The 12132-nt window shown below is 61.7% G+C and carries 11 protein-coding genes; 8 read left to right on the top strand and 3 right to left on the bottom strand.

Features of this window, described 5'->3' with window-relative positions:
• Positions 1–25 precede the first annotated feature (25 nt).
• Positions 26–439 carry a DUF2269 family protein gene (locus MHH62_RS23125; RefSeq protein WP_014720366.1) on the top strand — a complete coding sequence of 138 codons (414 nt, stop codon included), beginning with the start codon at positions 26–28 and terminating at the stop codon, positions 437–439.
• A 94-nt stretch (positions 440–533) separates the two neighbouring features.
• On the opposite strand, the gene MHH62_RS23120 is transcribed toward MHH62_RS23125, so the two are convergent.
• A complete protein-coding gene (locus MHH62_RS23120; RefSeq protein ID WP_339231980.1) occupies positions 534–1190 on the bottom strand; it encodes an HAD family hydrolase in 657 nt (218 codons plus the stop codon).
• A gap of 143 nt (positions 1191–1333) precedes the next feature.
• Between MHH62_RS23120 and MHH62_RS23115 the strand changes: the two genes are divergently transcribed.
• A complete protein-coding gene (locus MHH62_RS23115) occupies positions 1334–1813 on the top strand; it encodes an RNA pyrophosphohydrolase (protein WP_003176750.1) in 480 nt (159 codons plus the stop codon).
• A gap of 22 nt (positions 1814–1835) precedes the next feature.
• Positions 1836–4115 carry a phosphoenolpyruvate--protein phosphotransferase gene (gene ptsP, locus MHH62_RS23110; RefSeq protein WP_014720364.1) on the top strand — a complete coding sequence of 760 codons (2280 nt, stop codon included), beginning with the start codon at positions 1836–1838 and terminating at the stop codon, positions 4113–4115.
• Positions 4116–4345: 230 nt separating this feature from the next.
• Here ptsP and MHH62_RS23105 read toward each other — a convergent pair whose 3' ends face one another.
• Complete coding sequence (locus MHH62_RS23105; protein WP_073843842.1) at positions 4346–5092, bottom strand: NRDE family protein; 747 nt, start codon at positions 5090–5092, stop codon at positions 4346–4348.
• Between the two features lie 216 nt (positions 5093–5308).
• On the opposite strand from MHH62_RS23105, the gene lgt reads away from it, so the two are divergent.
• Entirely contained in the window at positions 5309–6121 is an 813-nt protein-coding gene (lgt, locus tag MHH62_RS23100; protein WP_003195189.1) for a prolipoprotein diacylglyceryl transferase, read from the top strand.
• 51 nt (positions 6122–6172) lie between these two features.
• Positions 6173–7006, top strand: coding sequence for a thymidylate synthase (locus tag MHH62_RS23095; RefSeq protein ID WP_014720362.1), 834 nt, complete (start codon positions 6173–6175; stop codon positions 7004–7006).
• Positions 7007–7135: 129 nt separating this feature from the next.
• On the opposite strand, the gene cadR is transcribed toward MHH62_RS23095, so the two are convergent.
• Complete coding sequence (cadR, locus tag MHH62_RS23090; RefSeq protein ID WP_003195185.1) at positions 7136–7576, bottom strand: Cd(II)/Pb(II)-responsive transcriptional regulator; 441 nt, start codon at positions 7574–7576, stop codon at positions 7136–7138.
• A gap of 85 nt (positions 7577–7661) precedes the next feature.
• On the opposite strand from cadR, the gene MHH62_RS23085 reads away from it, so the two are divergent.
• The 3 genes from MHH62_RS23085 (at position 7662) to MHH62_RS23075 (ending at position 12131) form a co-directional block, all read left to right on the top strand.
• Positions 7662–9950 (top strand): heavy metal translocating P-type ATPase, encoded by a 2289-nt coding sequence (locus MHH62_RS23085; RefSeq protein ID WP_339231977.1) that lies wholly within the window; start codon positions 7662–7664, stop codon positions 9948–9950.
• 16 nt (positions 9951–9966) lie between these two features.
• Positions 9967–10830, top strand: a complete 864-nt coding sequence (locus MHH62_RS23080) for a LysR family transcriptional regulator (RefSeq protein WP_038451885.1) — start codon at positions 9967–9969, stop codon at positions 10828–10830.
• A gap of 236 nt (positions 10831–11066) precedes the next feature.
• The gene (locus tag MHH62_RS23075; RefSeq protein ID WP_003195180.1) at positions 11067–12131 is read left to right on the top strand and encodes a putative 2-aminoethylphosphonate ABC transporter ATP-binding protein; all 1065 of its coding nucleotides are present in this window, start codon (positions 11067–11069) and stop codon (positions 12129–12131) included.
• Position 12132 lies beyond the last annotated feature (1 nt).

The raw sequence follows: 12132 nt of genomic DNA, 5'->3' as shown, positions 1-12132 counted from the left end.
GAGCGGCCTATAAGGAATAGAGACCATGGAAACGCTGACCACCCTCAAGGTGATCCACATCACCGCCACCGTATTGCTGCTGCTCAGCGGCCTGGGCCTGGCGGTATTGGCGTGGCGTAAACGCAGCGCCGGCCCGGCCGCGACCGTGCAGCGCCCCTGGGCATTTGTATGGCTGCTGATGGGGATTTGCCTGGTGAGCATGCCCTTCACCGGCTGGTGGCTGGTGCACCTGCTCGGCTGGCCATTGGGGCAAACCTGGATCTTGGGCTCCAGCATCCTCTACACCGTGGCGGCGCTGGCCTGGTTCTGGCTGGTGGCGCGGCTCAATCGGCTGCGCAAGGGCGAGGGCGGGAGCCTGAATTTCACCCTGGTGCTGGCGGTGGTCAGCCTGGTGGGGTTTGTGGCGATTGCAGGGCTGATGGGCGCCAAGCCGGTTTAAAGCGTTAGACCGCGTCGCGTTCATCGCAGGCAAGCCAGCTCCCACAGGGGAATGCATTCCAAATGTGGGAGCTGGCTTGCCTGCGATAGCGTCATCAGCTGCGCAGTGTAATCACCGGCCAACCACGCTTTTCAGCCTCGGCGCGCAAATTCTGATCCGGATCCACTGCCACCGGGTGCGTCACCTGCTCCAGCAACGGCAAATCATTCATCGAATCGCTGTAGAAGTAGCTGTCTTCCAGGCTATGCCCGGTTTCTTCCAACCAGCGGTTCAAACGCGTCACCTTGCCCTCGCGAAAGCACGGCACATCGGTACTGCGCCCGGTATAGCGGCCATCCACCATTTCGCACTCGGTGGCGATCAGGGTCTCGACGCCCAGGCGTTCGGCAATCGGCGCGGTGACGAAGCGGTTGGTGGCGGTGATGATCACCAGCTTGTCACCGGCGGCGCGGTGCCTGGCCAGCAGTTCAACGGCCTTGGGAAGCATGATGGGCTCGATGCAGTCGCGCATGTAGTCGTTGTGCCACGCGTCCAGCTGGGCCATCTCGGTGCGCCCGAGGATTTCCAGGCAAAAGTTCAAGTAGGCGGCGTTATCCAGCGTGCCGGCCAAGTATTCCTGGTAGAACTCGTCGTTGCGGGCCTTGTAGGCTACCGCGTCGAGAATCCCGCGTTCACACAGGTAATCGCCCCAGGCGTGATCGCTGTCACCGCCCAGAAGGGTATTGTCCAAGTCGAATAAAGCCAGGCGCATTGCAGTTACTCGCTGAAAAGTCTGTAAAAAGGCGTCCAGAATACGGTCTTTTCACAAGAGTGCACATAAGGTAAGAAGCCTCGTTGCCGCTGGAACAACCTTTGTGGAACAATGCGGCGACATGCGTTTGCGAGGTTGTTGCCGTGATCGACCCCGATGGTTTCCGTCCTAATGTCGGCATTATTCTGACGAATGATGCCGGACAGGTGCTATGGGCTCGCCGAATCAACCAAGATGCCTGGCAGTTTCCTCAAGGTGGAATCAACCCCGACGAAACCCCTGAAGACGCCTTGTACCGTGAGTTGAACGAAGAAGTCGGCCTTGAGCGCGAAGATGTACAAATTCTGGCCTGTACCCGTGGCTGGTTGCGCTATCGTTTGCCGCAACGCCTGGTGCGTACCCACAGCCAACCGCTGTGCATCGGCCAGAAGCAGAAATGGTTTCTTTTGCGCCTGATCTCCAACGAGCAGCGGGTGCGGATGGATTTGACCGGTAAACCGGAGTTCGATGGCTGGCGCTGGGTCAGCTATTGGTATCCGTTGGGCCAGGTGGTGACATTCAAGCGCGAGGTTTATCGTCGCGCTCTCAAAGAGCTTGCCCCGCGCCTTTTAGCGCGCGACTGACGACGGAGTTCGACCCCGAGCCATGCTCAATACGCTGCGCAAGATCGTCCAGGAAGTTAACTCCGCCAAGGATCTCAAGGCGGCGTTGGGGATTATTGTGTTGCGCGTCAAGGAAGCCATGGGCAGCCAGGTCTGCTCGGTTTACCTGCTGGACCCCGAGACCAACCGTTTTGTGCTGATGGCCACGGAGGGCTTGAACAAGCGCTCCATCGGCAAGGTCAGCATGGCGCCCAATGAAGGTCTGGTGGGCCTGGTGGGGACGCGTGAAGAACCCCTGAACCTCGAGAACGCGGCCGATCACCCGCGTTATCGCTACTTTGCCGAAACCGGCGAAGAGCGCTACGCCTCGTTCCTTGGTGCGCCGATCATTCACCACCGCCGCGTTGTCGGCGTGTTGGTTATCCAGCAAAAAGAGCGTCGCCAGTTCGACGAAGGCGAAGAAGCCTTCCTGGTGACCATGAGCGCGCAACTGGCCGGGGTTATCGCCCACGCCGAAGCGACCGGCTCGATTCGCGGCCTGGGGCGCCAGGGCAAGGGTATCCAGGAAGCCAAGTTCGTCGGCGTACCGGGTTCGCCAGGCGCTGCGGTGGGTACCGCGGTGGTCATGCTGCCGCCAGCCGACCTCGATGTGGTGCCGGACAAGACCGTCAGTGACATCGACGCCGAAATCAAACTGTTCAAGACCGCCCTCGAAGGCGTGCGCGCCGACATGCGCAACCTGTCGACCAAGCTGGCCACCCAGCTGCGCCCCGAAGAGCGTGCGCTGTTTGACGTGTACCAGATGATGCTCGACGACGCGTCCCTGGGTAACGAAGTCAAGACTGTGATCAAGACCGGCCAGTGGGCCCAGGGCGCGTTACGCCAGGTGGTCACCGATCACGTCAACCGTTTCGAAATGATGGACGACGCCTACCTGCGCGAGCGCGCATCGGATGTGCGCGACCTGGGGCGACGTCTGTTGGCGTACCTGCAGGAAGACCGCAGCACCAACATGGTCTTCCCCGATAACACCATCCTGGTCAGTGAAGAGTTGACCGCCACCCAGCTTGGCGAAGTGCCTGAAGGCAAGCTGGTGGGCTTGGTTTCGGTATTGGGTTCGGGTAACTCCCACGTGGCGATCCTGGCCCGGGCCATGGGTATCCCGACGGTGATGGGCCTGGTGGACCTGCCGTACTCCAAGGTCGATGGCATCGACATGATCGTCGATGGGCATCGCGGCGAGGTGTTCACCAACCCCAGCGACGTGCTGCGCAAGCAATACGCCGAGGTGGTGGAAGAAGAGAAGCAACTGGCCCAGGGCCTGGATTCGCTGCGCGAGCTGCCGTGTGTGACCCCCGATGGCCACCGGGTACCGCTGCTGGTCAACACTGGCCTGCTTGCGGATGTAGCCCGTGCGCAACAGCGCGGCGCCGAAGGGGTGGGTCTGTACCGCACCGAAGTGCCGTTCATGATCAACCAGCGTTTCCCGAGCGAGAAGGAGCAGCTGGCGATTTATCGCGAGCAATTGCAAGCCTTCCACCCGTTACCGGTGACGATGCGCAGCCTGGATATTGGCGGCGATAAGTCACTGTCCTATTTCCCCATCAAGGAAGACAACCCCTTCCTTGGCTGGCGCGGTATTCGCGTTACCCTCGACCATCCCGAAATCTTCCTCGTCCAGACCCGCGCCATGCTCAAGGCCAGCGAGGGCTTGAACAACCTGCGCATCCTGCTGCCGATGATCTCCGGCACCCATGAGCTGGAAGAAGCCCTGCACCTGATCCACCGTGCCTGGGGCGAAGTGCGCGATGAAGGCGCCGATGTGCCGATGCCGCCGATTGGCGTGATGATCGAAATACCGGCGGCGGTGTACCAGGCCAAGGAACTGGCGCGGCAGGTGGACTTCCTGTCGGTAGGCTCCAACGACCTGACCCAGTACCTGCTGGCCGTGGACCGTAACAACCCACGGGTGGCCGACCTCTACGACTACCTCCACCCGGCGGTGCTGCAAGCGCTGCAACACGTGGTGCGCGACGCCCATGCCGAAGGCAAGCCGGTGAGTATCTGCGGCGAAATGGCCGGCGACCCGGCGGCGGCGGTGCTGTTGATGGCGATGGGCTTTGACAGCCTGTCGATGAACGCCACCAACTTGCCGAAAGTGAAGTGGATGCTGCGCCAGGTGGAATTGAGCAGGGCCAAGGATTTGCTCGCCGAGTTGATGACCATCGACAACCCGCAAGTTATCCACAGCTCGCTGCAATTGGCGCTGAAAAACCTGGGGTTGACCCGGATGATCAACCCGGCCTCGGCCAAAACCCTGTAGGAGCGAGCTTCTAGCAGATCGTTCCCGCGCTCTGCGTGGGAAGGCAGCCCTGGACGCTCCGCGTCGGCTTTTAGAGCGTGACGCAGAGCGTCACAAGAGGCGTTCCCACGCAGAGCGTGGGAACGATCAAAGACCGAGGCGCCTTCATCGCAGGCAAGCCAGCTCCCACCTGTGGAATGCATTCCCCTGTTGGAGCTGGCTTGCCTGCGATAGCGGTGGTCCAAGCAGCGCTAAAACATCAGGTCCACCTCACCCAGCCGCCCCCCGTGCGGGCCAAAGCTGCGCTCCAGCATCCGCCGCGTCCCATCGGCATTCACGATCAGCGCTGTGCTCGCCCGTGTCCCATAACTGGGGCTGGCGATAAACACGCTCGACAGCAGGCTTTCGGTCGCCAGGCCTACGCCGGTGTCCGGCAGCTCAGCAAACGGCGCGGTCTGCGGGTCGCTGAGAATCCCCAGCAGTGCCTCAGGCTCGGGGTTCTCCAGCACGGCGCTGAACGCTGCTTTGGCCTTCACCAGCTTCGGCCAGGGCGTATCCAGCCCGGCATTGGATAATCCATACACCCCAGCCTTCAGCAACGTCGGCTCGGTGTCATTGGCGTTGTAGTGCCACAGCTCATCCCGCGTGCCCACCAGCAGGTTGAACCCGGCATATTCAATCGAGCGGCCGTTCACATCGGCCAAATAATCGTCGATCGGCAGCGAACCGCTGAGAAACCGCGCAACCAGTTCGCCGCGAGACTTGCGTGCCGGTGGCTGGTGCGGGTCGCGGATGTTGGTCAAGGCGGCAAAGCGCCCATCCGCGTTCACCCCCAGCCAGGTGCCCCCGGCCTCCTGATCGCGACCGGCATAAACCTGGGGCACATCCGCCCACTGGGCCAGCGGCAGGCTGGGGCGGGCGTAGAACTCATCGCGGTTGGCCGCGACGATCAGCGGCAGGGCATGGCCCGGTCGCCAGGCGAAAACAATCAGGCACATCGGGTGACCCCTTTTGTGTTTTTGCCACTCTACCCACAGACGCGCCGGTGTTCCATCGTCTCGAAGTTGGGCCGTGCACCTCTGATCCGTTAACATGCCGGGCTATTTGGCGTGTATGTGAACTTCTTAATTTGATCTCGCCGCTGTAACGCAGGCTTAATCGCACATCGGCATGGTCCGGTGCGTCATGACTAAATGTTTTAACGAGGAGTCGCAATGCTGCCTTACCCGCAGATCGACCCGGTGGCCCTGGCCATCGGTCCGCTGAAAATCCATTGGTACGGGTTGATGTACCTGATCGGCATCGGCGGCGCCTGGCTGTTGGCTTCCCGGCGCCTGAACCGTTTCGACCCGACCTGGACCAAGGAGAAGCTCTCCGACATGGTGTTCTGGATGTCGATGGGGGTGATCGTCGGCGGGCGCCTGGGGTATGTGCTGTTCTACGACCTGTCTGCGTATCTCGCCAACCCGACCCTGATCTTCGAAGTGTGGAAGGGCGGCATGGCGTTCCACGGCGGGTTTATCGGCGTGATGATCGCCGCCTGGTGGTTTGGCCGGCGCAATGGCAAGTCGTTCTTCCAGCTGATGGACTTCGTCGCCCCCTTCGTGCCGATCGGCCTGGGTGCTGGGCGCATTGGTAACTTTATCAACGCCGAGCTGTGGGGCAAGCCGACCGACGTGCCGTGGGCGATGGTGTTCCCGCCGTTCAGCGACCCGGCGCAACTGCCGCGCCACCCGTCGCAGCTGTACCAGTTCGCATTGGAAGGTGTGGCGCTGTTCCTTATTCTCTATATCTTCTCGCGCAAGCCACGCCCAACCATGGCCGTGTCGGGCATGTTCGCGCTGTTCTACGGGATTTTCCGCTTTATCGTCGAATTCGTACGGGTACCGGATGCGCAGTTGGGCTACCTGGCATGGGGCTGGCTGACCATGGGTCAGGTGCTTAGCTTGCCAATGATCCTGGCGGGCCTGGGCATGCTGTGGTGGGCGTACAATCGCCCGCAGCCGCTGAAGAACGCCGCGCTTTAAATTCGAATGCCAAGACCAGGAGGTCTTGGCTTCAACGATACGGGTAAAAACATGAAGCAATATCTCGAACTGCTGCAGGACGTCGTGACCAATGGCCTGACCAAGGGCGACCGCACGGGCACCGGCACCAAGGCTGTGTTTGCGCGTCAGTATCGGCATAACCTGGCCGACGGCTTCCCGCTGCTGACCACCAAGAAGCTGCACTTCAAAAGCATCGCCAACGAACTGATCTGGATGTTGAGCGGCAACACCAACATCAAGTGGCTCAACGAAAATGGCGTGAAGATCTGGGATGAGTGGGCCACCGAAGACGGCGACCTGGGTCCCGTGTACGGCGAGCAGTGGACCGCCTGGCCGACCAAGGACGGCGGCACGATCAACCAGATCGACTACATGGTGCACACGCTCAAGACCAACCCCAACAGCCGCCGCATCCTGTTCCACGGCTGGAACGTCGAATACCTGCCGGACGAAACCCAGAGCCCGCAGGAAAACGCGCGTAACGGCAAGCAAGCCCTGCCGCCGTGCCATTTGCTGTACCAGGCGTTCGTGCATGACGGCCATCTGTCGATGCAGCTGTATATCCGCAGCTCCGACGTATTCCTGGGGCTGCCGTACAACACTGCCGCGCTGGCGTTGCTGACCCACATGCTGGCCCAGCAGTGCGACCTGATCCCCCACGAGATCATCGTCACCACGGGCGACACCCACGCCTACAGCAACCACATGGAACAGATCCAGACCCAGTTGGCGCGTACGCCGAAAAAACTGCCGGAACTGGTGATCAAGCGTAAGCCTGCGTCGATCTACGACTACAAGTTCGAAGATTTTGAGATTGTGGGCTACGACGCCGACCCAAGCATCAAGGCCGACGTAGCTATCTAAAGCCTTACTCGGTGAAAAACTGTGGGAGCTGGCTTGCCTGCGATAGCGCAGTGTCAGGCGACATCAATGTCGCGGGCCCGCCGTATCGCAGGCAAGCCAGCTCCCACAGGGGTTTGGTGTTCGCTTGAGTTAATGGCCGTGGCTTCTGCCCACATGCGAAGGCTCGGCCTCGCTGGCCGCAATCCCGCCGCTGACTTCCAACTGCTGCAAGATCCCGCACTGGTTCCCACCGCCGCAACGTTGGCGCAGGTCCAGCAGTTGTTCCTGCAAGGCCAACAACCCGTCGATCCGCGCTTTCACATGGTGGATATGCTCGTCGATCAAGGCATTCACGCTTTCGCATTGGTCCTGGGGGCTGTCGCGCAGACCCAGCAGGCTGCGGATTTCTTCGAGGGTCATGTCCAGGCTGCGGCAGTTGCGAATAAAGGTCAGCCGCTCGGTGTGCGCCTGGGTGTACACGCGGTAGTTGCCGTCGGTGCGTGCCGGGGGCGGCAGCAGGTTTTCCTTCTCGTAATAACGGATGGTTTCCACCGGGCAATCGGTGAGTTTGGCCAGTTCGCCGATCTTCATCGCAGCAATCTCCAAATGGGCGCTTGACCCTATAGTGGCTACAGGGTCTTTACTTGGCAACAGGCACCTTTACGGACGCGACCTGATGAGCCACTCCATTCATACCCCGCACAAGCACGACCACAAGCATGATCACGATCACGATCACGGTCATGATCACAAACATGACCATGGGTCCGCCAAACTCACGCCTGTGGATAACCACGGCCATTCCGGCTCCTGCTGCTCCGGCGCTGCCGGGCCTGCCATCGTGACCCTGAGTGAGGCGCCCACCGCCGGCTCGCGCCTGAGCACCTTCCGTATCGAGGCCATGGACTGCCCTACCGAGCAGACGCTGATCCAGAACAAGCTGGGCAAGCTCGCTGGCGTGCAGCAACTGGAATTCAACCTGATCAACCGCATCCTCGGCGTCACCCATGACCTGCCGAACACCGCGCCGATCATTGAGGCAATCAAGTCCATCGGCATGCAGGCCGACCCTATCGAAGAAGGCAGCCCTGCCGCCGCGCCGCCCGCCAAGAAACATTGGTGGCCGCTGGCGGTGTCGGGCGTGGGTGCCCTGGGGGCCGAGGTGCTGCACTTCACTGGTGTGGCGCCCACCTGGGTAATCGCGCTGGTGGCGTTGGTGTCGATTCTCAGCGGCGGCCTTACCACCTACAAGAAGGGCTGGATTGCCCTGAAGAACTTCAACCTCAATATCAATGCCTTGATGAGCATCGCGGTGACGGGCGCGATCCTGATTGGCCAGTGGCCCGAAGCGGCGATGGTGATGTTCCTGTTCACCGTGGCCGAGTTGATCGAGGCCAAGTCCCTGGACCGTGCGCGCAACGCCATCAGCGGCCTGATGCAGATGACTCCGGAACGGGCCACGGTGCGCCAGGCTGACGGTTCCTGGCTGGAACAGGAGGTCAAAAGCATTGATCTTGGGGCGATTGTGCGGGTAAAGCCTGGAGAGCGCATCGGGCTCGACGGGGAAGTCACGGCCGGCCAGTCCACCATCGACCAGGCACCGATCACCGGGGAAAGCCTGCCGATAGAAAAAACCGTGGGCGATAAAGTGTTTGCCGGCACCATCAACCAGGCCGGCGCCCTGGAGTACAAGGTCACCGCCGCGGCCAACAACTCCACGCTGGCGCGGATCATTCACGCCGTGGAACAGGCCCAAGGGGCACGGGCGCCAACCCAGCGCTTTGTTGACAGTTTCTCCAAGGTCTACACCCCGGCTGTCTTCCTGTTTGCCCTCGGTGTGGCGGTGATTCCGCCGCTGTTCATGGCGGGCGTGTGGTTTGACTGGATCTACCGCGCCCTCGTGCTGCTGGTGGTGGCCTGCCCTTGTGCCTTGGTGATCTCCACCCCGGTGACCATTGTCAGCGGCACGGCGGCAGCGGCGCGCAAAGGCATCCTGATCAAGGGCGGCGTGTACCTGGAGGGCGGCTACAAGCTCGACTACCTGGCCCTCGACAAGACCGGCACCATCACCCACGGCAAACCGGTGCAAACCGACTATCTGCCGCTGTTCCCGAACATCGAAGACAGCGCGCCGGCCCTGGCGGCCAGCTTGGCATCGCGCTCCGATCACCCGGTGTCCCTGGCGATTGCCAACGCAGCTGTGGATAAAAACCTGTCGACTCACGCTGTGGATAACTTCGAGGCCCTGGCCGGGCGCGGTGTGCGGGGTGATATCAACGGCCAGACCTATCACCTGGGTAACCACCGTCTGGTGGAAGACCTGGGCTTGTGCTCAGAGGCGTTGGAAGAAAAACTCTTCGCCCTGGAAAAACAAGGCAAGTCCGTGGTGTTGCTGTTGGACAAGTCTGGCCCGCTGGCGCTGTTTGCCGTGGCCGACACGGTCAAGGAGAGCAGCCGCGAAGCCATTCAGCAGTTGCACGACCTGGGCATCAAGACCCTGATGCTCACCGGCGACAACACCCACACTGCCAAGGCCATTGCGGCCCAGGTGGGTATCGACCAGGCCCAGGGCGACCTGTTGCCCACCGACAAACTGCAAGCCATCGAAACCCTCTACGGCCAGGGCCGTCGGGTGGGCATGGTCGGTGACGGTATCAACGACGCCCCGGCCCTGGCCCGTGCCGAGATCGGCTTCGCCATGGCCGCGGCGGGCACCGACACCGCTATCGAGACCGCCGACGTGGCGCTGATGGACGATGATTTGCGCAAGATTCCGGCTTTCATTCGGTTGTCGCGGCAAACGTCGAGTATCCTCAAGCAGAACATCGCCCTGGCGCTGGTGATCAAGGCGATCTTCCTGGCCGTCACGTTCATGGGCATGGCGACCATGTGGATGGCGGTCTTCGCCGACATGGGCGTGAGCCTGCTGGTGGTGTTCAATGGCCTGCGCCTGGTGCGCAAATAGTGGATGAGAGGGTGGTGTGCTGAGTGCTGAGTTAAAGGCGTTTTTCATGGTCGCCCGCCTGGGCAGCATTACCCAGGCGGCGAAGAAACTCGGCTTGAGCCAGCCCACGGTGACCACCCAGATTCGCAACCTCGAAGGCCACTACGGCGTCGAGTTGTTCTACCGTGGCGGCCGCCGCCTCACCGTCAGCGACGAGGGCGCGCGGCTGTTGCCGATGGTCAAGGCGCTGTTGCAGCAGGAAGCGGATATCGAGTTTTTCCTGCGCAACAACGGCCAGGTCCAGGGTGCGCTGAGAATTGCAGCAACGGCGCCGTATTACATCCTCGATCTGGTCAAAGCTTTTCGTGAGCGACTGCCCCAGGTGGAAGTCTCGGTGGAAATCGGCAATTCCCAACAGGTGCTTGAGGCGTTGGACGATTACCGCGTCGATGTCGCGGCCTCATCGCAATTGCTGGAAGATGCCCGTCTGATCCGCCGCGTGCTGGGCACGGACCCGCTGGTGCTGGCGGTGCACCGCAATCACCCGTTGGCCAAGCTCGATCACGTACCGTTGAGCGCGCTTATCGGGCACACCTTGCTGATGCGTGAAGCGGGCTCCACCACCCGCCGGCTGACGGAAGAGATGTTGAAGAACGCCGGCGTGGGGTACGGGCCGTTGCTGGAGATTGGCAGCCGTGAGTCGATTCGCGAGGCGGTGCTGCGCAACATCGGCATTAGCATCATCGCCCGCCAGGAAGTGCCCCATGACCCGCAGTTGCGCGTGCTGACCATCGAGAATGCACCGCAGATTCCGGAGTATCTGTATTGCCTCAAGGAGCGCAAAGGTGCGCGCCTGCCGGCGGCGTTTCTTGGTTTGGCTCAGGAAATGTCACCCCTCTGAACATGGATGGCGGCTTTTAAATGGCCATCGCAGGCAAGCCAGCTCCCACATTTTGATGTGTGAACCTATTCAAGTGTGGGAGCTGGCTTGCCTGCGATAGCGGACCATGAGTCACCCATCTCCTTGAGTCCTACACAAATCCACCAATACCACTATCACCTCCTTTTGCCTTCCTGCCACACCCGCTACGCATTCCCTCCCTAGCATGGCCTTCATCCGTTCGATGAGGTGCCACCATGCACACAGCCCTGACCCAACCCGGCGCACCGATGAAAGTGCGCGCAATCCAGAAACGCTTTGGCGCCTTCACCGCGCTGGACAACGTCTCCCTGGACGTCGCCGCCGGCGAGCTGGTGTGCCTGCTGGGCCCGTCCGGCTGCGGCAAGACCACACTGCTGCGTTGCATCGCCGGCCTGGAGCGCCAGGACAGCGGTGAGCTTTACCTGGGCGAGCGGGACGTGTCCCTGCTGCCACCCCAGGCGCGGGACTACGGCATCCTGTTCCAGTCCTATGCGTTGTTTCCCAACCTCAGCGTTGAAGCGAACATCGGCTACGGCCTTACGGGCAGCGGCCGCGATGAAGTGCGCAAGCGGGTCGCGCAGATGCTTGAGCTGGTGGGCCTGGTGGGCAGCGAAAAGAAGTACCCCGGCCAACTCTCCGGCGGCCAGCAACAGCGCGTCGCCCTGGCCCGCGCACTGGCGCCGGCGCCGTCGTTATTGCTGTTGGATGAGCCGATGTCGGCCCTCGATGCCCGCGTGCGCGAGCACCTGTGCACCGAACTGCGCCAACTGCAGCGGCGCCTGGGCATCACCACCTTGATGGTGACCCACAACCAGGACGAAGCCATGTTGATGGCCGACCGCATTGCCGTGATGAACAACGGTAAGGTCGAGCAGTACGCCACGCCCCAGGAAATCTACGACCGCCCGGCCACGCCGTTCGTGGCGGAGTTTGTCGGCCAGGGCAACTGGTTGCCGTTCAGCCGTAACAGCGCCAGCCATGCCCAGGTGGGTGGGTTGAACATGCGCCTGGCTGAGGACGCGGGTGTCGCCCAATCGGGCCGCTTGTTCTGCCGCCCGGAAGCGATCTGCGTCAACCCACCGGTGCATGAAGAAAACCTGTTCCCGGCCAAGGTTCGCGAGATCACCTTCCTCGGCAACCGCTGCCGCATGAGCTTTGAGCTGGAGCAGTTGCCAGGCCATCCGTTGCTGGCTGAACTGGCGCCGGAAGCCATGCCGCGCCTGGGTGCACAGGATATCTGGGTGGCGTTGCCGCCGCGCAGCCTGCAGGTGTTTGCCTGAG

Origin of the sequence: Pseudomonas sp. FSL L8-0168, from assembly GCF_037976155.1 — a bacterium.
Taxonomy (GTDB): Bacteria; Pseudomonadota; Gammaproteobacteria; order Pseudomonadales; family Pseudomonadaceae; genus Aquipseudomonas; species Aquipseudomonas paracarnis.
This window is presented reverse-complemented; position numbering and strand designations above follow the sequence as displayed.

Bases quoted from the DNA above. Each gene is read 5' to 3' on its own strand.
- MHH62_RS23075 (WP_003195180.1), top strand. From the start codon at position 11,067: ATGCACACAGCCCTGACCCAACCCGGCGCACCGATGAAAGTGCGCGCA.
- cadR (WP_003195185.1), bottom strand. From the start codon at position 7,576: ATGAAGATCGGCGAACTGGCCAAACTCACCGATTGCCCGGTGGAAACC.
- MHH62_RS23120 (WP_339231980.1), bottom strand. From the start codon at position 1,190: ATGCGCCTGGCTTTATTCGACTTGGACAATACCCTTCTGGGCGGTGAC.
- ptsP (WP_014720364.1), top strand. From the start codon at position 1,836: ATGCTCAATACGCTGCGCAAGATCGTCCAGGAAGTTAACTCCGCCAAG.
- lgt (WP_003195189.1), top strand. From the start codon at position 5,309: ATGCTGCCTTACCCGCAGATCGACCCGGTGGCCCTGGCCATCGGTCCG.
- MHH62_RS23085 (WP_339231977.1), top strand. From the start codon at position 7,662: ATGAGCCACTCCATTCATACCCCGCACAAGCACGACCACAAGCATGAT.
- MHH62_RS23095 (WP_014720362.1), top strand. From the start codon at position 6,173: ATGAAGCAATATCTCGAACTGCTGCAGGACGTCGTGACCAATGGCCTG.
- MHH62_RS23105 (WP_073843842.1), bottom strand. From the start codon at position 5,092: ATGTGCCTGATTGTTTTCGCCTGGCGACCGGGCCATGCCCTGCCGCTG.
- MHH62_RS23125 (WP_014720366.1), top strand. From the start codon at position 26: ATGGAAACGCTGACCACCCTCAAGGTGATCCACATCACCGCCACCGTA.